This is a genomic window from Acinetobacter sp. Q186-3, assembly GCF_013420655.1.
Classification (GTDB): domain Bacteria; phylum Pseudomonadota; class Gammaproteobacteria; order Pseudomonadales; family Moraxellaceae; genus Acinetobacter; species Acinetobacter indicus.
Map to the genome: position 1 here is coordinate 314,450 of NZ_VOXS01000001.1, position 20,958 is coordinate 335,407.

Annotated in this window: 23 protein-coding genes and 2 pseudogenes; 15 read left to right on the forward strand and 10 right to left on the reverse strand. The window is 42.6% G+C overall.

Going from position 1 to position 20,958, the window contains the following annotated elements:
• The first annotated feature begins 265 nt into the window (after nt 1-265).
• Nucleotides 266-1,519, forward strand: a pseudogene (locus FTT64_RS01520) (MFS transporter).
• Nucleotides 1,520-1,597: 78 nt separating this feature from the next.
• On the opposite strand, the gene argF reads toward FTT64_RS01520, so the two are convergent.
• Both argF and FTT64_RS01530 read right to left on the reverse strand, forming a co-directional pair.
• Entirely contained in the window at nt 1,598-2,512 is a 915-nt protein-coding gene (gene argF, locus FTT64_RS01525; RefSeq protein WP_005177730.1) for an ornithine carbamoyltransferase, read from the reverse strand.
• Nucleotides 2,513-2,626: 114 nt separating this feature from the next.
• The gene (locus FTT64_RS01530) at nt 2,627-3,277 is read right to left on the reverse strand and encodes a TetR/AcrR family transcriptional regulator (RefSeq protein ID WP_075167741.1); all 651 of its coding nucleotides are present in this window, start codon (nt 3,275-3,277) and stop codon (nt 2,627-2,629) included.
• A 226-nt stretch (nt 3,278-3,503) separates the two neighbouring features.
• Here FTT64_RS01530 and prpB point away from each other — a divergent pair, with 226 nt between their 5' ends.
• Together prpB and prpC are read left to right on the forward strand one after the other, a co-directional pair.
• Nucleotides 3,504-4,388, forward strand: a complete 885-nt coding sequence (gene prpB / locus FTT64_RS01535) for a methylisocitrate lyase (RefSeq protein WP_005177735.1) — start codon at nt 3,504-3,506, stop codon at nt 4,386-4,388.
• A 4-nt stretch (nt 4,389-4,392) separates the two neighbouring features.
• Nucleotides 4,393-5,532: a 2-methylcitrate synthase gene (gene prpC, locus FTT64_RS01540; RefSeq protein ID WP_180181980.1), complete on the forward strand. Its 1,140-nt coding sequence runs from the start codon at nt 4,393-4,395 to the stop codon at nt 5,530-5,532.
• Nucleotides 5,533-5,609: 77 nt separating this feature from the next.
• Here prpC and FTT64_RS01545 read toward each other — a convergent pair whose 3' ends face one another.
• Both FTT64_RS01545 and FTT64_RS01550 read right to left on the reverse strand, forming a co-directional pair.
• Nucleotides 5,610-6,230, reverse strand: coding sequence for an aminotransferase (locus FTT64_RS01545; protein WP_180181981.1), 621 nt, complete (start codon nt 6,228-6,230; stop codon nt 5,610-5,612).
• 74 nt (nt 6,231-6,304) lie between these two features.
• A complete protein-coding gene (locus tag FTT64_RS01550; protein ID WP_127799539.1) occupies nt 6,305-6,787 on the reverse strand; it encodes a CinA family protein in 483 nt (160 codons plus the stop codon).
• 209 nt (nt 6,788-6,996) lie between these two features.
• On the opposite strand from FTT64_RS01550, the gene FTT64_RS01555 reads away from it, so the two are divergent.
• The 4 genes from FTT64_RS01555 to FTT64_RS01570 all read left to right on the forward strand — a co-directional run bounded on the left by FTT64_RS01555 (nt 6,997) and on the right by FTT64_RS01570 (nt 8,637).
• Nucleotides 6,997-7,230: a hypothetical protein gene (locus tag FTT64_RS01555; protein ID WP_127799541.1), complete on the forward strand. Its 234-nt coding sequence runs from the start codon at nt 6,997-6,999 to the stop codon at nt 7,228-7,230.
• A 176-nt stretch (nt 7,231-7,406) separates the two neighbouring features.
• Nucleotides 7,407-7,550, forward strand: a complete 144-nt coding sequence (locus tag FTT64_RS01560; protein ID WP_005177747.1) for a hypothetical protein — start codon at nt 7,407-7,409, stop codon at nt 7,548-7,550.
• A 116-nt stretch (nt 7,551-7,666) separates the two neighbouring features.
• Nucleotides 7,667-7,999, forward strand: a complete 333-nt coding sequence (locus tag FTT64_RS01565; RefSeq protein ID WP_127799543.1) for a hypothetical protein — start codon at nt 7,667-7,669, stop codon at nt 7,997-7,999.
• Nucleotides 8,000-8,400: 401 nt separating this feature from the next.
• A complete protein-coding gene (locus FTT64_RS01570) occupies nt 8,401-8,637 on the forward strand; it encodes a hypothetical protein (RefSeq protein ID WP_005177751.1) in 237 nt (78 codons plus the stop codon).
• A 375-nt stretch (nt 8,638-9,012) separates the two neighbouring features.
• Here the strand turns inward: FTT64_RS01570 and FTT64_RS01575 are convergent, their stop codons facing one another.
• Both FTT64_RS01575 and FTT64_RS01580 read right to left on the reverse strand, forming a co-directional pair.
• Nucleotides 9,013-9,360, reverse strand: a complete 348-nt coding sequence (locus tag FTT64_RS01575; RefSeq protein WP_016658164.1) for a four-helix bundle copper-binding protein — start codon at nt 9,358-9,360, stop codon at nt 9,013-9,015.
• A 38-nt stretch (nt 9,361-9,398) separates the two neighbouring features.
• Entirely contained in the window at nt 9,399-9,638 is a 240-nt protein-coding gene (locus FTT64_RS01580) for a DUF2171 domain-containing protein (protein WP_005177756.1), read from the reverse strand.
• Between the two features lie 418 nt (nt 9,639-10,056).
• Between FTT64_RS01580 and FTT64_RS01585 the strand changes: the two genes are divergently transcribed.
• The 6 genes and pseudogenes from FTT64_RS01585 to FTT64_RS01610 all read left to right on the forward strand — a co-directional run bounded on the left by FTT64_RS01585 (nt 10,057) and on the right by FTT64_RS01610 (nt 15,067).
• Complete coding sequence (locus FTT64_RS01585; RefSeq protein WP_168397629.1) at nt 10,057-10,377, forward strand: hypothetical protein; 321 nt, start codon at nt 10,057-10,059, stop codon at nt 10,375-10,377.
• Nucleotides 10,378-10,403: 26 nt separating this feature from the next.
• The gene (locus tag FTT64_RS01590) at nt 10,404-10,640 is read left to right on the forward strand and encodes a hypothetical protein (RefSeq protein WP_168397648.1); all 237 of its coding nucleotides are present in this window, start codon (nt 10,404-10,406) and stop codon (nt 10,638-10,640) included.
• Between the two features lie 74 nt (nt 10,641-10,714).
• Nucleotides 10,715-11,431: a hypothetical protein gene (locus FTT64_RS01595; RefSeq protein ID WP_077670459.1), complete on the forward strand. Its 717-nt coding sequence runs from the start codon at nt 10,715-10,717 to the stop codon at nt 11,429-11,431.
• Between the two features lie 42 nt (nt 11,432-11,473).
• Nucleotides 11,474-12,244, forward strand: coding sequence for a hypothetical protein (locus tag FTT64_RS01600; protein ID WP_104498829.1), 771 nt, complete (start codon nt 11,474-11,476; stop codon nt 12,242-12,244).
• A 61-nt stretch (nt 12,245-12,305) separates the two neighbouring features.
• Nucleotides 12,306-13,629, forward strand: a pseudogene (locus FTT64_RS01605) (phage tail protein); the annotation flags it as partial.
• 277 nt (nt 13,630-13,906) lie between these two features.
• Nucleotides 13,907-15,067, forward strand: coding sequence for an MFS transporter (locus FTT64_RS01610; protein WP_180181982.1), 1,161 nt, complete (start codon nt 13,907-13,909; stop codon nt 15,065-15,067).
• A gap of 48 nt (nt 15,068-15,115) precedes the next feature.
• Here FTT64_RS01610 and FTT64_RS01615 read toward each other — a convergent pair whose 3' ends face one another.
• Nucleotides 15,116-16,603 (reverse strand): amidase, encoded by a 1,488-nt coding sequence (locus FTT64_RS01615; protein ID WP_180181983.1) that lies wholly within the window; start codon nt 16,601-16,603, stop codon nt 15,116-15,118.
• A gap of 198 nt (nt 16,604-16,801) precedes the next feature.
• Here FTT64_RS01615 and FTT64_RS01620 point away from each other — a divergent pair, with 198 nt between their 5' ends.
• Nucleotides 16,802-17,293 (forward strand): hypothetical protein, encoded by a 492-nt coding sequence (locus tag FTT64_RS01620; RefSeq protein WP_218946399.1) that lies wholly within the window; start codon nt 16,802-16,804, stop codon nt 17,291-17,293.
• Nucleotides 17,294-17,359: 66 nt separating this feature from the next.
• Here FTT64_RS01620 and accC read toward each other — a convergent pair whose 3' ends face one another.
• From accC to aroQ, 3 genes are read right to left on the reverse strand one after another with little or no spacing between them, the layout of a single operon-like run.
• On the reverse strand, nt 17,360-18,724 hold the full coding sequence (accC, locus tag FTT64_RS01625) for an acetyl-CoA carboxylase biotin carboxylase subunit (RefSeq protein WP_005177767.1): 1,365 nt from the start codon (nt 18,722-18,724) through the stop codon (nt 17,360-17,362).
• 17 nt (nt 18,725-18,741) lie between these two features.
• Nucleotides 18,742-19,164 (reverse strand): acetyl-CoA carboxylase biotin carboxyl carrier protein, encoded by a 423-nt coding sequence (accB, locus tag FTT64_RS01630; protein ID WP_005177770.1) that lies wholly within the window; start codon nt 19,162-19,164, stop codon nt 18,742-18,744.
• A gap of 16 nt (nt 19,165-19,180) precedes the next feature.
• Complete coding sequence (gene aroQ, locus FTT64_RS01635; protein ID WP_005177772.1) at nt 19,181-19,636, reverse strand: type II 3-dehydroquinate dehydratase; 456 nt, start codon at nt 19,634-19,636, stop codon at nt 19,181-19,183.
• Between the two features lie 1,063 nt (nt 19,637-20,699).
• Between aroQ and FTT64_RS01640 the strand changes: the two genes are divergently transcribed.
• On the forward strand, nt 20,700-20,957 hold the full coding sequence (locus FTT64_RS01640) for a hypothetical protein (protein ID WP_005177774.1): 258 nt from the start codon (nt 20,700-20,702) through the stop codon (nt 20,955-20,957).
• The last annotated feature ends 1 nt before the right edge of the window (nt 20,958 follow it).

The following is a 20,958-nucleotide window of genomic DNA, read 5'->3' on the forward strand; positions in this document are numbered from 1 at the left end:
TTTAAGAAATATATAATCTATTTATCTATAAATTATTGTGTTTAAAGACTTTTTAACTAAAAAATTGATCAAAAATTACATTTTATTTTTTGTGTGAAGTTTCCATTAAAAGTTATATTGGCAACGTGCTTATGCTGTATCTAAGCAAAAATATCTCCTTATGTGGCAAGAGCTTATCGCCTCTACATGAGAAATTTCAATAAATTAAAAATGAGGAAGATAAACCTTGAGCCAAGCTTAAACCAAACAGGAAAAAGCCAGTCGAATTAAGGGAATTATCGGGGCGGCCTCGGGCAACCTCGTCGAATGGTTCGATTTCTATATCTATGCTGTATTTGCGGTTTACTTTACCCAAGCGCTGACTGCACCGAACATGGATAGTTCTACCTAGGCCATTTATGTCTGGGGGGTATTTGCGGCAAGCTTCTTTATGCGTCCGATTGGCAGCTGGCTGTTTGGACGTATTGCCGATAAACATGGCCGTAAAAAGTCCATGGTGATTTCCATCTGCCTGATGGCCTTCAGTTCCTTTCTGTTTGCTGCATTGCCGACTTATGAGCAAGTCGGGATGGCGGCACCGTTCCTGCTGTTGCTGGTGCGTTTGTTACAAGGCTTGTCGGTTGGCGGGGAATATGGTGCGGTTGCCACCTATATGAGTGAGCTGGGTTTAAAAGGTCAGCGCGGCTTTTTTGCCTCGTTCTAATATGTGACTTTAACCGGCGGACAGTTACTGGCCAGCTTGCTGGGTGTAATTTTCCTGAGTTTTATGACCGAGCAGCAGTTACAGGATGGCGGCTGGCGTATTCCGTTTGTGATTGGTGGTCTGGCTGCCATTGCCTCACTGCTGGCACGAAGCCGTCTGGAAGAAACGTTGTCACATGAAGACAGCGATAAAGAAGAGTCGGGCAGCTTAAAAGAGCTGTTTAAAAATCACTGGAAAACTTTCTTGCTGGTGGTGGGCTATACCTCGGCGGGTTCACTTAGTTTCTATGTGATTACGGTTTATTCCAAAACCTATCTGACCAATATCGGCATTGATTCGCAGACGGTCGGGCTAATCATGACGGGCTGTATTTTTATTCTGATGGTGGCGCAGCCATTCTTCGGGATTTTATCAGACAGGATTGGTCGCAGAAATTCGATGCTGCTGTTTAGTGGTCTGATGGCGATTGCCATTTATCCTGTTATGGCAATCGGGATGCGTGCCTTTAGTGATTCACCCATGATGGTGGCCTTGCTGTTGATTTTCCTGATGATGCTGTTAAGTCTGTATACCTCGATCAGTGGAATTGTAAAAGCGGAAATGTTCCCGCCGCATGTGCGTGCACTCGGTGTTGGTTTCTCTTATGCGGTTGGTAATGGAGTATTTGGCGGCTCAGCCCCTTCAGTGGCTTTACAGTTTAAATCAGCCGGTATTGAAAACAGTTTCTTTATCTATGTGATTGTGATGCTGGTGATCTGTTTCTTCTATAGTCTGCAAATTCCTCGTGAAGCGCGCTATTTAAAAGATGATCATTAATCCGGATTTCATGACTTGATCAAAACGAAAAAAGCACCGGGAATGAACGGTGCTTTTTTATCTTGATGCGGTTAGCAATTATTTTAAATGCTCGTTGATCAGGAATTCCATTAGGGCTTTTTGTGCGTGTAGACGGTTTTCCGCTTCATCCCAAACCACAGAATTTTTATGATCCAGCATATTTTCTGAAATTTCTTCACCGCGGTGTGCAGGCAGGCAGTGCATGAACAGACAATCTGGATGCGCTAGATCCATGAGGCGTTCATTAACCTGATAGTTGGCAAATGCCTGTTCACGGATTTTCTGTTCTTCTTCTTGACCCATGCTGGCCCACACGTCGGTCACGATTAAATCGGCATTGACTGCGGCATCTTCAGCAGAATCGACCAGTTCAACACAGTGAGCAAATTCAGACAGGAATTTTTCTTGTGGCTCATAACCTTTAGGTGCGGCTACTTTCAGCTTGAAGCCCCACATGTGTGCCGCTTCAATATACGAGTTACACATGTTGTTGCCATCACCAATCCAGGCCACGGTTTTGCCTTCGATTGGACCGCGATGCTCAAGGAAGGTTTGCATATCGGCCAGTAATTGACATGGATGATGATCGTCAGTTAAGGCATTAATCACCGGCACTTTGGAATAAGAAGCAAAACGCTCCACAATGTCATGTCCAAAGGTGCGAATCATGACAATATCCAGCATGCTTGAAATCACGCGTGCTGAATCTTCAATAGGCTCACCACGACCTAACTGGGTGTCGCGTGGAGATAAGAAAATTGCGCTACCACCAAACTGATTCATACCAGCTTCAAACGATACACGGGTACGGGTACTCGACTTCTCAAAAATCATGCCCAAAACTTTACCAATAAAAGGTTGGAAAACTTCATGCTGATGCTGCTTGCGTTTAAGTTCAATTGCGCGTTGCAAAATCTGGTTAAGTTCTAAAGTCGACAGGTCGCGTAAAGTGAGAAAGTGACGTAGAGCCATTCGTTACTCCACAATAATTGCTGAAATTGAAATCAAAACAACAATTAGTTGTTGGTTGGTTAAATAAAACAGGGAATCGGCTAATATACTATATTGAATCGAAATTGCAAAAAACTAGACGATTTGGTGACCTTGCAGAAAGTGATCGACACAGTAATGAATATAGTCATCTGTGGTTTGCGGGTCATCCTGAACAGGCAAGCCCATTAAAATCCGCCATTCCAGATTACGCAGAATGCCAAAGAACAGCTGCGCTGAATAAAGTGAATTCTCACAGCGAATCAGACCCTGGGCGGCGGCATGATCCAGCGCATGTGCAATGGAAGTTTGCAAATGCTTGGGGCCTTGTTCATAGATATAACGCGCCAGTTCCACATTGTGCTGGGTGCGCTCCAAAATTAACCTTAAAAAGGCAGAATTGGCCGGCACACTTAAATGGCTTTTAAAATTATCTAGTGTATGAATTAAATAAGCCCGTAAATCACCCTCAAAAGATTCAAAGGGTAAGCAAATGTCTTTAAAGAACTTTTCCGCACGATAATCACAAATGGCGGTAAACAGGCCTTCTTTATTGCCAAAATATTTATAGATAAAGGCCTTGGAACCACCGGCATGATGCACGATATCATCCAGCGAGACAGCATCGTAGCCATGTTCCAGAAACAGGTCATTGGCGCTCAATAATAAAGCCAGACAGCGTTCATGCCCACGCTTGGTCGGAGGGACATCTTTGCTAAAGGGTTCTAACTGAGCCAAATCATGCATAATCAGGGAGCAGGCCGCCAATTGGTAAGGAATAAATATAATTGTAGCAAATATATGACCGCTTGGCATGGAATAGCGTAGACGGAAATGTATTGACTTTTTTCTTACAGATTTACTTGAATATTTGACTAAAGTTTTAGGGACTTTATTCTAATTGGTCATGGTTTAGGCAAAGATTCTGAGTATACTCAAGCCTCAATAATTAGAAACTACTGTGGAAAGGACGATGACAGAACAAACATCTGCAGGCTTAAGATTCAGACAGGCGCTGGACACGGAAAAGCCCTTACAAATTATCGGTACAGTCAATGCCTATGCAGCCATGATGGCAAAACAGGTCGGCTATAAAGCCATTTATGTATCGGGTGCAGGTGTCGCCAATTATTCCTACGGTTTGCCGGATTTGGGCATGACCAGCCTCGATAATGTCCTGGAAGATGTACGCCGTATTACAGAACGTGTCGATACACCTGTGCTGGTGGATATTGATACCGGCTGGGGCGGTGCATTTAATATTGGCCGTACCATCAAGCAAATGATTGCAGCAGGTGCTGCTGCGGTGCATATTGAAGATCAGGTCGCGCAAAAACGCTGTGGCCATCGCCCGAACAAGGAAATTGTGACCCAGCAGGAAATGGTCGATCGTATTAAAGCGGCGGTCGATGCCAAGACCGATTCCAACTTTGTGGTGATGGCGCGTACCGATGCCTTGCAAAAAGAAGGTTTACAGGCGGTGATTGACCGGGCCTGTGCCTGTGTTGAGGCGGGTGCAGATGCAATTTTTGCAGAAGCCATGACTGACATTACCATGTACAAAACTGTTTGTGATGCAGTCGGTGTACCGGTACTGGCGAATATTACCGAATTTGGTGATACACCGTATTACACCACTGATGAACTGGCTGAGCAGGGCGTGCGTATGGTGTTATATCCATTGTCGGCAACACGTGCAATGCAAAAAGCAGCACTGGAAGTGATGCAGTCGATTCGTGAGCATGGCACACAAACCCATGTGCTGGATAAAATGCAGCAACGCAAAGAATTATATGAATTTTTAGATTACCACACCTTTGAAAACACATTAGATAAACTGTTCAAGCAGGAGAATTAAAACAATGGCTGAAGGAAAAGTACTGACTGGCGCTGGATTGCGCGGACAAGTCGCAGGGAAAACCGCATTATCGACGGTTGGAAAAAGCGGTGCGGGTCTGACCTATCGTGGTTATGACGTGCAGGATCTGGCGGAAAACTGCCAGTTTGAAGAAGTCGCTTATCTGATCTTCTTTGGTGAATTACCTACCAGCGAACAACTAACCAGCTATAAAGCCAAGCTGAAATCTTTACGTCAGTTACCAGATGCACTAAAAGAAGTGCTGGAGCGTATTCCGGCCGATTCACATCCCATGGATGTGATGCGTACTGGCGTGTCGATGCTTGGCAATCTGGAAACCGAACAGTCGTTTGATGTACAGCAAGATGTTGCCGACCGTATTTTGGCCGCTTTACCGGGCATTATCTGTTACTGGTACCGTTTTAGCCATGACGGCGTACGTATTGATGAAAATACCGATGATGATTCAATTGGCGCGCAATTCCTGCATCTGTTACATGGTGAAAAACCAAATGAACTGCATGAACAGGTGATGAACGTGTCGTTAATTCTGTATGCAGAGCATGAGTTTAACGCATCCACCTTTACGGCGCGCGTGTGTGCATCAACCTTGTCTGATATGCATTCATGTATTACCGGCGCGATTGGTTCACTGCGTGGTCCACTGCACGGCGGTGCCAATGAAGCGGCTATGGAAATGATTGAAAACTGGACCTCTCCAGAAGAAGCTGAGCGTGAAATGCTGGGCATGCTGGAGCGTAAAGAGAAAATCATGGGCTTTGGTCATGCTATTTATAAGGACAATGACCCGCGTAATGGCATTATTAAAGTCTGGTCAGAGCGTCTGGCCAAAGATGTAGGTGATACCGTACTTTATCCAGTATCGGTCCGCTGTGAAGAAGTGATGTGGCGCGAGAAAAAACTGTTCTGTAACGCAGACTTCTTCCATGCTTCGGCTTATCACTTTATGGGTATTCCGACCAAGCTGTTCACGCCAATCTTTGTGATGTCGCGTGTGACCGGCTGGGCGGCGCATGTGATGGAACAGCGTGCAGATAACCGTATTATCCGTCCAAGTGCGGATTATACCGGTCCAGAACTGCGTAAAGTGGTGCCAATTGCAGAGCGTACCTCGGCGGCTTAATCTGCCGTGTCATTGAATAAAGCCTCATTTGAGGCTTTATTTTTTGTTGCTATATTTTTTCCGCTATATTTTTGCTGTTATTGAGAATTGCTGAGCAGAACCGGATCTTCAATCGGATAGCCCATTTCAAACGGAATGCCTAAATATTTCACAGTCACCAGCATTTTGGACCGCTGCGGGATGTTATAGGCCTGGTGAATGTTCAAGCCTTGCTTGTAACTGGTGGATTGCTGGACGGTACTGCGGAAGTTCCCTGCATCAACGCGATAGCAATATTGCCACTGTGGTACCGGTTCCGTACCATTAATCCAGTCGGCACTACGTTTGCTACTGTGCAAAACCTTAATTTGCGCCTGTTGCGTTCTAACCTTGGTCAAGGGTTTTAGGCGGTTTTTAATTTTGGCCAACTCGGCATTAAAACGGGTAGGCGGCTGGTCATAGTCAATCTTTTTGGTCTTGGGATTAATATACAGCGAATTGACCTGAACCAGCTGATTCGGCTGTTTCGATTTAAAGTTGTAATAATACAGCTGCGGTAAACGGCCACGACCATCTTCATAATGGCGCAGCAGATAGACTTTTTGATCTTTCTGGTCATAGCCCAGCACTTCAATCCTTTGCTGGCCGCCGACGGTGGCAAAACTGATGATGGGCAGACAGGCTAAAGCAGAAAATAATAATGGTTGAACCAGTTTCATACTTCGACTCCACATTACAGGATATGGTTTTACTTTAAGCCAAAATCATGGAGAAAAGATGAGAAACAGTGTATCTAGGCGGGTGAAGATAAAATAAGCGCCAATACTTCCTGTGCTACCAATTGGGTCAGCTGATCCAGCCGTTCAATCGGGCTGCCATCCAGCAGATAATGAAAATTATGCAATTGCTGCTGATAGTGAATGGCAATATAAAAAGTGCCTTCAGGTTTCTCTGCGCAGGCGCTGCCACCGGGTTTTAGCAAACCGGTACAGGCCACCACAATATTGGCCTGTTTAAACAGAGCCTGGCCATGCAAGGCCATCTGCGTGGTAATTTCCGCAGATTCCGCCGTGTAATGCGCAATCAGTGCCGGATCAATCTGTAACAGGTTGGCTTTAATGCTCGGGTCATAGCTGACCAGCGCCCCGAGTAAAATATCTGCGCCGCTATTCTTATAAATTGAAAACTGGCTGCATAAATAGCCTGAACTGGCACTTTCAATAAAGGCAATGGTCAGTTGCTGTTGTTCCAGCGCATCACAGCAGCGTTTCAGCATGATGAATCTCCATTTCTTCTTCTTTTCCAAGCGATTTTAAGCGAGATCGGCCTCAATCTTGTTGCGGATTCAGGCATTTAGCGCTAAAGATCGCGCGTTCCGGTTTCAATTGTATAGCAGTTAGGCGAAACTCGAAATTATCGGTTTATTCTGCTGCAAAAGAATGGTAAAACTAAAAATAAAGTGCTTAGTGAAAGTAGGTTAATACAATGAAAACGATTGTGAAATATATGGTCTTAAAAGACCTCGACTATCAGTTAGGAACCTTACTTTTCCAGGAGGAATTACAGGCCGATGCTTTATATTTTGACCAGATTCCTGCAGTAATTTCTTATCAGAACCATCAGTTTAAAGTGATTAGTAAAGAACTGAAACGCGTCCAGAACGCAGCAGAGCCAGAAAACCTGCAACGTATTATTGTCAAAGTCGTGACTGTGGCATAATACGGAAAGTCGCCTGCGGGCGGCTTTTTTATACGCCTTATTTTTAAAAACTGTTGCAATAACAAAGCCTGAATTAACAATAAAGCTGAAATATTGACCAAAGCCATACAGCGCGGCTGTCTTAAATCATGAACAATAAAAACAGTTCAACACAACAATAAAGACAGGAGTCGATGATGGCTAAACCAGAAAAAACCTCGAATGAAAAGACCCAGCAACAGCAACCTCAACCCAAGACCGATTCACAAGTGATTCCAAATAAAAAGAATCCGCATCCACAACATCCAAGAGATAAACAGGATACCGCCGTACAGCGCTAAGTCTGGGGGATGTTTATCCATCAGCTCCTTTTCTCATAGTTAAATCAAACGTGTTGCAGGGCAGGAAGCATCAGTATAGCGCAGAGCTCGCAGCAGTTTGATCAAGGAGATGCAAGATGAAGATCGGTTTATTATTTGGCATGTTTGCCAGTTGTACGCTGATGGCATGTCAAAGCGTACCTTCTATACCAGCACAACAGGTAGATGTAACCAAGTCCTTAGGTTTAAAGCAGTGTGAGGGGGATGATCCCAAAGTGCGTTTACAGCAGCTGAAAGAGCAACTGCAGCAGGCCGGGATAGAAGTTTATAATGAAGCACTCGGGCATGATGGTCTGGTACATATTACCGTATGTGGTGCCAGTACCGGCCAGACTGCCATCTTTACCATTTCGGCAACACAACTGGGTGCGGCGCAAGGCTTGGGTTATCAGCTAACGCCAGCACCTTAGTCAATAAAATGTGACAAGTAACGTTTTGAAATTACTTTGAAAAATATGACTTATCGTTTAAAAAAAATAAAAAATGGAAGCTTTTGCCAATGCTGGAAATCCAGGAAAATAGGACAATTTTAATCAGGAAATATGCGCTGTAAGTTCTTATTTTCTCTTGACTTTCCTCTTTATGAGTTTGGGTCCATACATCCCTCGTATGGACTCTTTTTTTTTCAGTTTTTAATGGAAATGTAATTTATTAAAATATTTTAAACAATGGTAAAAATCGAGCAAAGCTAAATAACTGATATTTTTTATATTATACATATATATATTATTTTTTCTATATTCTTAAAAATGAAACTTTTGCTACTTATATTTAAAACTAATGAATAAAGGTTAAAGTGAGGTTAAAGCAGATGAACGATGTCAGCTTGGAGTTTTTAAATCAGGCCATTGATAAGTGCCTAAAAGAAGGCAAGAAACCGAAAAAACTACGTTTGGGCTATAAATTGTATGCGCATTTTATGCATGATATGCGTTTTTCCAAGGAAGTCCGAGATTCTGCACTCGATCCGGACAAGCGCCGTTATCGTGGAATCAAGCTAAAAGTGACCCAAGATGAGTATGAATTAAGTTTTGTGGAAAAAGAATAATCCGTATTTTTAAATAGATAAAAAGTAAATGTTATTTTTTGCTAATTTTGGTGATATAAATTTAATATAAATTACCAAGTATTCTGGATTTATATACATGTAGGGGATGTATATTATAAATAGGTGAGCTTTTGTAATATAATGCAATTGGTCATATCACTATTTCTTGGTATAAGAACAGAACAATAATAAGAAAGGAGTATGGATATGAAAGTGAATACACGACGGTCTTTAGATATTACGGTTCTGGTGAGTGCTTCATGTATTATCACCTGTCTGATTTACTTATTAGGGCAAACCAGAGTCGTGCTCTTTTAAAAATAAAAACCACCTTCGGGTGGTTTTTATTTTCCAGTTGAGATTCGTTAAACCATATTAACCTTCAATCTGACAGGCTTCTGCGCAGGCACGACAGGCGCGGGCACAGTTTTGACAATGTTCATCTTCATGCTGGCCACATTCTTCGGCACACAGTTCACAGGCTTTGGCACACAGGTCCATGGCTAAATGATGTAGCTCCGAGTTGCGAACTTCAAAGGCAACACAGAGTTTGCAGGTTTCAACACAGTCCAAACAGCGCTGGATGCAGGTTCGCATCATCTGCACATGTTCTTCGTGTAAACAGGCATCTGCGCAGCGTTGACAAGCAACAATGCATTCCAGACAGGCCTGTATTGAAAGCGAAGATTGTTGAACGGATGAAAGATGCGGCAGCTGATTCATAAGCAGATCCTCGAATAAAGTCCGGTTGATATCAAAATTTATTGCGGTATTTCAATCCAGGTTTCTTGTACTTCTTGCAGGTTTTTAATCAGGATTATACGCTGCTCACAAATATCACCCACCCAAGATAGCGGGATCAGATGTGCTTTGCCTTCGGCATCCTGACTTAGTTGGATTCGATCTAAATCCAGAAACTGTTCAATTTGGCCCAGATGAACGCCGTTAGCGGTAAAGACCTCCGCATGTTGTTGCAGTTCATGATGACGAAACTTGGCCATACTGCTGCCTCAAGAACAGGATTTTTTTCACTCTACTGCAAGCTATCGCGCAAAAGATGAAAAGCAATAAAAGCGATACAAATCAGCGGCAGATATTCACGTCGTATTAAACGGTTACATGCTTTTAAATAGAATAAAGAGAGGCGTGGGTTTTATTTATATACAAAAGTATTTTATTTATGACAGGATTGTCCTATTTATATCAGACAGTTTAAGTGGATAAACTGCCTGATTTATTTTGATTTAAAACCGATATTTATTTATCGCTCGAAATCATACTTTTCAGGGGCTTTGTTGCATAAATATGTAAGCATCTGATTTAAATAAATTTAATTTTGGATCAAAAAATAATCAAAACCTTTAAAATCATATAGTTATGAAATCATTGTGCAACAAAGCCACTTCGGAGTAACATCACATGCAATTTAACCAGGTCGATCACCCACGTGGTAACCCCATTAAAATTAATGGCCAAGTTTGGATTTTTGCGCCGTTGTCCTTGGGTGCTGCTGAACAATTGATGCCAAAGCTTAAAACCTTTGATCCAAGTGACTTTGCTTTAGTGGCAGATGTTGCACATAGCTCATTGAAGCGTAACTATCCTGAAATTACCCGTGAATACATTGCTGATGAACTGCTTGATATTGGCCACGTGAACGCCGTATTTGAGACGGTCATGGGGGCTTCTGGTCTGGTTTATACAGGTGAAGACGAGCAGGCAACTGATTCGGGGGAATAGACTGGGAGGAGCTGTACACGCATTTGGTGCTGACTTTAGGCAAGGATTACGACTACGTTCGTAATGAATTGGATTTCCCAAGAGTCAAAGCGTTGAATGCGTATCACAAGCAGTGTCCTCCCAGCCATGTTGGCATTCAGCGTCTGTGTCGGATCCTAGAAGCATTTATGGGGATTGAAGACAGTACCGGTTCAGATGATTTGCAAAGCGATGATGAAGATGATTTGTTTGCAGATCTGCAGAACTTTCCTCAGGGTGACTAAGGTTGTCCTGATTGATTTATATACTTGAGTTGGTTAAAGTTTGTGTGACTTATATAACAATCAACTGAGTTTTTATGAAAAATATTTTAATGGCAGGGGTAATTAGTCTTTTTTTAGTTGGATGTAGCAATCCAAAATCAGCTCAAATTCCTACAGATCCTGAAAAATGGGAAGAGCTAAAACCACAAATTGAAAAACTAAATGAAGAAGATAAAAAATTGCTTACTCAGTTCTTGATGCGTAAGGGAATGGGTGCAGCTTTTGGTGGAGATGGTATCGAACCTGGAACCACAGTTGGTGATGCTATTAAAGAACAACAAAAATGGCTTGAAGACAAAGATGCTAAGGAAAAAGCTCAGGCTGAATTAAAAGCAAAGATTGAAGCTGAAAATGCAGCTGTCAAAAAACAAATGGATGGAATTCTTACAGCAGCAATTGTTTCCAAGTCTGGGCATGCTCGTTATGAATATATTGATAAAATTACTGATATCGAATTCCAACTAGCTTTTGAAAATCATAGTGATAAAGATATTGCAGGATTTAAAGGGATAATATCTTTTAAAGATATGTTTGGTGACCCTATTAAAAATTTAACTCTTTCATACGATGATGGTGTTAAAGCGAAATCAATTGCCAAGTATGAAGGAAGTACGGACTATAACGAATTCATGGCAGAAGATACCAAGCTATTGAATACGGATTTAGATAAAATTAAATTTGAGTTTAAACCATCAGTTATAATGTTCACAGATGGAACTAAAATTGAATTAAAGCATTCAGAGCAAGATTAATTTCTATTTTTTAATTTACAAATTTTATTATCTGGAATAACCATGAAAAAAGTATTAGGGATAAGTTTCATTGCCTGTGCATTAACAGCTTGTGGTGGCGGTAGTGATGGTGATTCATACCATGGTGTAGACGATGGGGGAAAGGATCCAGTAGTTAATGCTGAAACTTTAGGGGTGTATACAGGTACTACAAACCAAGGTCAGGATGTAGTTGGATTGGTTGATAAAAATAAAAAGTTTTGGTTTTTATATACACCACCCTATAGAAGTGGTGTAACCGGATTTATTACTGGTAATTTTACGGTTTCAGGAAATACTGTGAAAGCAACTAATGGTAAAGATTTCTATTTTGGTGGCTCTACTATATATGACACAACCCTAAATGGAACAGTGGATGCTAAGAAAAGTTTAAATGGGACGATATCTTATTCGTCATCTAACCAAGTTTCTTTTAATACGGTTTATGATGCCCAGGCAAATAATACGAATGCGGATCTTTCTACTATTGCGGGAACCTATAGCGGTACATCGGCTATTGTGCAAGGCATTGAAGGTGCAGGTTTAACAATCTCAAATACTGGAGCTGTTTCGGGAACTGGTCAAAGTGGTTGTAATTATTCTGGTAGTGCTGTTGCTGTACCTGATGCGCCTTATTATTCAATCAATTTAGTTTTTGGTGGTTCACCTTGCTATTTAGTTAGACAAGAAGTTAAAGGTGTAGCTTATTATGATTTAGCAAACAAGACATTGTATGCAGTAGCTGAAACAAGCAGTCGACAGAATGCTGTTTTATATTTGGGTGTTAAACGCTAAGCATATCCATCAATTTCAAACCGCCTCACGGCGGTTTTTTTATGCCTGTGAGATAGGAATTATGAGCAACAATCGAGTGGAAGTGCACGTTGGTGCGAAGACTTCCGAACTTAAGAAAGGCATGAATGATGCTGAAAAGATCGTTAGCGACGGTGCCAAACGGATTGAGGATACAGGGAATAAAGTAAAATTTAAGCTGGATTTCTCAAGCATTAAAACTGGTTTGGATGACATATCCAAGAATATCAACAATAGGTTTGAGGATATTGGCAAATCAATTTCAGGAAATCTGACTAAAAGTTTTGCCGCGATCGGTGTTGGTATAGCGGCTTCTGTTGGGACAGCAGTTATTGGATTGGCGTCATTAACGTCTGAAGTTGGTCGAGCATCTAAAGAATTGGAAATTCAAGCACGCTTGGCTAAAACAACCACAAAAGAATTCCAAGAGTGGGCATTTGCCTCTAAATCAGTCATGGTTGAAGAGGACAAACTATCTGACATCATGAAAGATGTGAATGATAAGTTTGGTGACTTCATGCAAACTGGTGGTGGAGAAATGGCTGATTTCTTCGAAAAAATTGCACCAAAAGTGGGGGTGACTGCCAAAGAGTTCCAAGGTCTCACTGGTCCACAAATTCTTGAAAAGTATTATCAAACGTTAGAGAAAGCGAACGTATCCCAAGCTGAGATGACTTTTTACATGGAGTCAATCGCTAATGATGCAACACTATTGGCACCATTGCTTGAGAATAACGCTGAGAAGTTGAAACAATATTCAAATCAAGCGCATGAGCTTGGCTTGATTATGGATCGGGATGCAATTGCGAAGACTAAGGAATTCAATACTGCGTTAAGTACAATTCAGCAAACTATAGACGGCGTATTCACAAGACTGGCTGCTCAAGCAGCACCAGCACTAACAAATCTAGCAAATGATTTCCTTGGTTTTGCATCAAGATCCAGAGAGGGTATTGATAGTGCAGTCACGGCGATAATCACAACATTCGAAAGCCTTCTCGATATTGTTCAAAGTCTATTTAGTACGATCAGTGGGATTTGGAGTGATTTAACAGCTGATATTGGTGATGGAGCGATTCAACAAGTAGGGTTTATGGATCTAGTCGCTGGTGCGATGAATGGATTCGCAGCTGTGGCAGTTGGTCTGAAAGTTAGTATTGAAATTGCTTTTGCTGCTATTCGCGCGGTCGTTGCTACAGTGTGCCAAGCAATTAATATTTCAATGAACACTGTAATGAATGTATTTGGAGGATTCCGAGATACGATTCAATACGGTCTTGATGTCTTGTCCATCAAGTTTCAGACCTTTGGCAATGTTGTCAGCAATGTTTTGATTTAACTTCTCAGCTGCCAAAGCGTCATGGGAAAGTAGGCAGAGTAACACTTGAAGTGCGACATAAACCACCTAAGAACCCCATCAATCCATCACCTCACTTAATGCAACGTGCTTTTCATCAAATTTAATCATAAAATTAAGAATATCTGTGTCTTATGCTGCGGTCTACAAAAAATTAGGAAAAATATTTTTTTAAAGTTTGTAGACTGATTTGTAGACAGTTGAACTGCAATCAAGGATAAACTTATGCAATGCTATGCAACCTTTGAATATTTTAAGTTATTGAAAATGCAAGGATATGCAAGCTAATGCAACCTATTCCAATTCGACACAAACTAAGTGGATTCTACTTTTTCTACTACGCCATTGTTGGCACATTTATGCCATTTTGGAGCCTGTATCTGGAAGATCAGGGCTTCAATTATCAGGAAATCGGGATTCTGTCTTCCATTGCAATTATCACCCGTTTTTTTGCCCCTTTTATTTGGGGATGGATTGCCGATAAATCCGGTAAACGCATGTTGCTGGTGCGTATTGCCACCTGGATGGAAGCCTGTATCTGGTTCATGCTGTTTATCATTCCGAATAGTTTTCAGTCAGTCGCGTTGCTGATGCTAATTTTTAGCTTTTTCCAGAATGCCATTTTGGCCCAGTTTGAAGGGGTGACTTTATTCTGGCTGGGCGATCAACGTGAACAGCTGTATGGCAAGGTGCGTAAATGGGGATCGGTCGGTTTTATTGTTGCGGTATTTGGTATCGGTGCCTTGCTGGAAATTATTCCAATCTCCATGCTGCCGGTATTGTTGCTATGTATCGCGTTTCTGGCATTTATCTGGTCTTTTAGTATTAAAGAACCCAGCGCTGCACCAAGTTCCCAAAAACAGCTGGAACCTTTGTGGCCGGTGTTAAAACGACCTGTGGTGGCCTGTTTTTTCCTCATTGAGTTTATTCTGCTATTTTCGCATGCGCCGTTTTACAGTTTTTATAGCAATTATCTGAGTCAGGCTGGTTTTAGTACTTCAATAATTGGTTTGTTGTGGTCAGTAGGCGTGATTGCAGAAATTATCATGTTTGCTTATGCAACCTTTTTCTTGTCGCGCTGGTCATGGCGAACACTGGTGATGGCCTGTTTGCTGCTGACCGGTTTACGCTGGATTGTTGTTGGTTTGGTACCTGACAGTTTTATCGCCCAGTTTTTTGCCCAGACCATTCATGCCTTTAGTTTTGGCTTATTCCATGTGATTGCGATGCGGGTGATTTTTCAGAATTTCAGCTTGGGTCAGCAAGGACGAGGGCAAGCTATCTATAGCACTATGTGGGGTATGGGTGTGGCGTTGGGAAGTATTCTGGCCGGTTATTATTGGGATATTTTTTCAGGGCAAACGGTCTTTATCTGGGCTGGCTTATCTACATTGCTGGGCTTGTTACTGGTCTTTGGTTTGCCGAAACAGCTGCAAAAACAGGCGTAGAAAAAGCCGGTCATATCGACCGGCTGTTGAATCAGGATATTCAAGTCTTTAAATTTTGATGTGTTGATATTGCGGGAACCACGGTTGAGCCTGTTCCAGTTGTGCAGCCAGTTGTAGTAATACATCTTCACGGGCAAAAGGTGCAATAAACTGAGAACCTAAAGGCAAGTGCTGTTTATTCCAGTACAGCGGCACAGACATCGCCGGTAAGCCGGTAATATTGGCCAGCTGGGTAAAAGGTACCCATTTCAGGTTTTCCCGTACAATCTGATCGACCAGTTTGCCTTGGGTTAACAGATGCGCCTGTCCGACTTTCAGCAAGGCTTTTAACACCGGTTTTTGCCAGGCTGGGGTTTTAACTTCGCCATTCTGGGGTGCCACAGAGGCTGTGGCTGGGGTCAGATATAAATCATAACGGTCAAAGAACTGGTTCATTTGCGTGGTATAAACGCCCCAGTTATTCAGGTTATGAATATAATCCAGCGCAGAGGTTTTGGCGCCAAATGCGGCCAGCGCCAGTGAATCCAGCTCGAAATCATCATTGCGTGAAGGATACTGCGCGCGAATCTGACTCAGCATATAAGAGAACTGACTAAACCAGGTGGTAATAAAATCTTTGGCTAGTTGCATGCCATCAATAGCCGGCTGATCTTCAATTACTTCATGCCCAAGGCTGGTTAAGAGTTTTACAGTGTGCTCAATCACCTGAATAGCATCTTTAGATACAGCGGTGCCAATTGGAGAGCGGGTGCTAAACGCAATTTTCAGTTTTTTTGGTGCTTGCTGCATCAGCTGCAGATATTGACCTTCCGGGCGCTGAATCTTAAATAAAGAGCTGTGTTCTTCGCCGTGGGTTGCATCAAGCATGGCAGCGCTATCCCGGACACTGCGCGTCAACACATGCTGAATGGCAGCGCCGTGCATGGCTTCACTCATGGACGGTCCCCATGGGGTACGGCCACGACTCGGCTTTAAACCGAACAAGCCGCAATAAGAGGCAGGAATACGAATCGAGCCACCGCCATCGCCGGCACCGGCCAGTGGCACAATACCGGCGGCCACAGCAGCCGCAGAACCACCCGATGAGCCTCCACTATTATGTTTTAAATGCCACGGGTTTTTACAGCTGCCCCAAGCATCCGGTTCGGTAATGCCTTTGATTCCGAATTCAGGAGTGTTGGTACGGCCAAAAGTCACAATTCCGGCCTGTTCCCAACGATTGACAATTTCAGCGTTTGTTTCGGGAATATAGCCCATTCTTTTTAAGCCTTGACAGCCATAAGAAGTTGGGTAGCCCGCATATTCCTGAAACAGGTCTTTGACCAGAAAGGGTACCCCAGCAAATGGACCAGACAATGGTCCTTGTACGCGTTGCTGGGCATGTTCATGCATCGGAATAATAATTGCATTCAGGCTTTTGCTTTGTTCGGCGCGTTGTACGGCCAGTTCCAGCAGTTCCGATGCCTGAATTTCTTTTTTTGCCACTAATTCGGCCAGCCCCAGACCATCATATTTTAAATATTCTTGTAACTTCATTTTCAATCCTGAAAATATAAATTGTCAGAAACTGTTGTAAGAGATTTTACGCAAAGTTGCAAGGCGAGATTAAAATTTAAACAGTAAAAAAATAGCGATTTTGGGGCTTAAAAAAATTGTTGAGTTATGTTTATGCACTAAGTTTATTGCAAAAAATATGCTAACGTTAGCGGGTACTTTATATCATTGAATCAATGTATGAAAAAACTTTATCTCACCAGTTTAATGTTAGTATGTTGCACTGCCGTGATGGCCAATGAAACAAAAACGACAACAACAAATAGTGCTGCGGCAACCGCTGCAAAAGCGCCTGTCAATGCCAATACCGTTCGTGTCATTACCCGTCCTGAAATTGTGGGATTGTGGGGCATGGAAATTCCAAATGACCGCAAATGTATTGAATATTATAATTTTCGGGGTGATAACGATGTCATTATCAAAAGCGGTCAGGAATGGTCGTCTGGCATCTATGACTATCAGCCGGCAGAAGATCCGGCCAGCAGTTTACCTGCCTTAATCATGCAAATTAAATATGACAATAATGAGGTCGATTGTTCCGGTTATCAGGAAGATCAGACCGGGGAAATTTCACAATATTTTGTGCAATGGAAAAACCCGCATACTATTCATTTCTGTAGTAATGAAAAAGCCGAACAGTGCTTTGCCACTTTGCGCCGTGTTTTGCCTTAAAGCTGAAATTCAGCCATAAAAAAACCGCTGAAATCAGCGGTTTTTTTTATTTTCACAAGGAAACGCTTAGGCTTCCTTGTTGGCACCTTCAAGCTGCTTTAACAAATGCTTTTCCAGGTAGTGAATATCCATTGCCTGTTTGCAGAAGTTTTCATCTTGCAAGATCAGATCTTTATGTAATGGAATATTGGTTTTCACACCGGTCAAAATCATTTCATCCAGCGCCTGACGCATGCGCGCAATACTGGTGCTACGGTCTTTACCATGCGCAATCAGTTTAGCGATCATCGAGTCGTAATAAGGCGGAATGCTATAGCCCGGATAGATATGTGAATCTAAGCGGATACCGGCACCACCAGACGCGTAGAAGTTTTCAATCTTGCCTGGTGATGGCAGGAAGGTTGATGGATCTTCCGCATTGATACGGCATTCAATGGCATGACCTTTCACCTGAACATCTTCCTGCTGAATGTCGAGGCCTAAACCACCGGCAACGCGCAGTTGTTGTTCAATAATATCAATACCTGTGACCATTTCAGTTACCGGGTGTTCTACCTGAACACGGGTGTTCATCTCGATAAAGAAGAACTCGCCATCTTCAAACAGGAACTCGAAAGTACCGGCACCGCGATACTGCATCATCTTACAGGCGTTGACACAGGCTTCTAAAATATCTGCACGTGCTTGCTCTGGCAGGTTTGGTGCTGGTGCTTCTTCCAGAACTTTTTGATGGCGACGCTGTAAAGAGCAGTCACGGTCATACAGATGGATGGCATGGCCGTTACCATCGCCCAGTACTTGCACTTCAACGTGACGAGGCTTTTGCAGGAAACGTTCCATATAGACCGTATCATCACCAAACCACATTTCCGCATCACGCTGCGCCGCTTGTACCGATTCCAGCAGGGTATCGACACGTTCAACAATACGCATACCACGACCACCACCACCGGCAGCTGCTTTAACAATCAGTGGAAAGCCGATTTCTTTGGCTTCAGCCAGGGCATTTTGTGGTGTTACTGCATGGGCAGAACCTGGTACCGTCGGTACGCCGGCTTTACGCATGGCGGTAATGGCAGAAACCTTGTTCCCCATTAAGCGGATGTGTTCTGGACGCGGACCAATAAAGATAAAGCCTGAGCTTTCTACAATTTCGGCAAATTCCGCATTTTCAGACAGGAAACCATAACCCGGGTGAATGGCATCAGCACCGGTAATTTCTGCTGCGGTAATAATCGCAGGAATATTCAGATAACTGTCGCTGCTCGCGCCCGGACCGATACACACGGCTTCATCACAGAAACGTAAATGCATCAGGTCTTTATCGGCATCGGAATAGATACCGACAGTTTTGATTCCTAAAGTTTTGCAGGCCCGGGTGATGCGAAGCGCAATCTCACCACGGTTTGCAATTAAAACTTTTTGCAACATTGTGAGTCCCCGTGGTCTTAAGCGCGGTAGCGGAAGAGTGGTTGACCAAACTGAATCACTTCACCATTTTTAACTAGAATTTCTTCAATCACACCGCTTTGAGTCGCTTCAATCGGGTTCATGATTTTCATGGCTTCGATAATACCTAAGGTTTCACCTGCAGAAACGGTTTGACCGATTTTCACAAAAGGTGCTTCACCTGGGCTTGGTGCTGCATAGAACACACCAACCATTGGAGAAGTTTCAACTGCGCCACGTGGAGAAGATTTCGGTGCTGATGGCAGATCTGCTGCTGGTGCAGGCATTGCTGGAACCGCTGCCGCTACTACTGGACTGCGACGAGTAAGCGCAATCGCCTGATCGCCTTCTTTAACTTCAATCGCTTGTAAGTCAGATTCAATCATCAGGTCGATGAGTTTCTTGATTTTACGGATATCCATGAGACAGTATTCCTAATTAAGATTGCGAAGTGAGTTGAATTTTTTCGATAACGTAGTCAAGTGCAGCAGCATAGCCTTTTGCACCCAATCCGCAGATCACGCCTACAGCTTTATCGGACAAATATGAATGATGTCTAAATGCTTCACGTGCATGCACGTTAGACAGATGGACTTCAATAAACGGGATGGCAACGCCAAGAAGTGCATCACGTACTGCGACTGAGGTATGGGTCAGGGCTGCAGGATTAATAATGATGAATTGAACGCCTTCTTGACCTGCCTGATGAATTCGGTCGACAATGGCACCTTCCCAGTTACTCTGGAAAGTTTCTAGCGAAAATGATGCATTTTGCGCTTGTGTCATGAGCTGCTGATTTATATCCTCAAGGGTAAGGTGTCCATAAACCTCAGGTTCTCGCTTTCCTAGCAAATTTAAATTCGGTCCATGAATAACCAAAATGGTTGAACTCATCCAGCCTGCTCCAATTAATAAGTTGCAAATAGTCTTTGCAAGATGTCTGCAAAGTTTGCTTATTATGGCATGAAATTCCACATTTTTTTTATAATTTCTTTAAATTTACGTGAAAAGCATGTCGCAAAATATGGCTATATCATGCAAACTTTGCATACAATTCGCAATGTTAAAAGATTCCAAATTTGCACGAAATTACGGTTTTTTACATTGTAATGAGAATTGACCAAAACCATTCACAGGTTTGCCGCAAAATAGTTTGATGAGTTTAAGCCCAAGTAGATGGCCTGCATGTGCATCCGGTTTTATCTCTGGATTTCCCCCGGAATGCTATCCCTGAATTTGGGGAGTTTTTATCCTCCTCCTGATTTCTATATTGAATTGGCCGCGTTTTAAAATTTATACCATTCAATATATCTGCTGAGAGGTTGCCGCTATAGATTCTGTTTTATCTGGCTTTAAACTACCGTGTTGCTATCTTAATTTATTATTGAATTACAAATATTTATCTTTATTCTGTGCTTGGGATATAGTACTTAGATCAGTCATTAGCGTGCTGTTTAGATCAGTTTAGCATGTGCTTTATAGTTGGGCTGATCTTTCAGATAGAGGGTGTATTCGAGTATTTAAAGCACCAATAGGAAAAGAGCAATCCTGATCATGGATAGTCATTGTGACGAACACGAGAGCAGGTTGAAGTCAAAAGCGTTAGATTTATTTTCAGGAAGTCATTGACCAATTCTTTCATTGAAAAAGACAGTTTTGTGTCTTTCTGTACGAAAGCCGTTCAGGCAAGGTTGGCAAAATTTGATAGTTCACGTATTGCCTAAACTGGTTTGGCGAGTAGGGCCTTGATTTTAGAATTAAAAAATAACAGTATTGCTTTAATTAAGGGGAAATCTTCTTAAAAGCGACAAATATCTTAATTTAGCCTAAGTAAGACAGATCTATCTAATTCAGCCTGTGACAACTCTGTATCGGCGAAGTGCTGTATAAATAGACAAATAGCCCTGATATGCTAAGATAAAGACATATTACACACAGTGTGAACAGGAGTTGTCCAATGACAGCTTATACGATTATGAAAGCAGGCAAGGTGGAGGATGATATGATTCCAAAACTGGCGATTCACGCATTTCGTGATGCCTTTAAGCAGGCATGTGCGTCTTCAACTGTGGTGTATGTGAAAGATCAGCAACTGGTACAGCGCCAGCCGAATGGTCAGGAAAGCGTAATGAAAGATGTATCGGCGGCTTATCGTAGTGCGCAGCATCTTCCAAAAACCTTGACACGCAAAAAGAAATTACAGACCGTTCACTAAT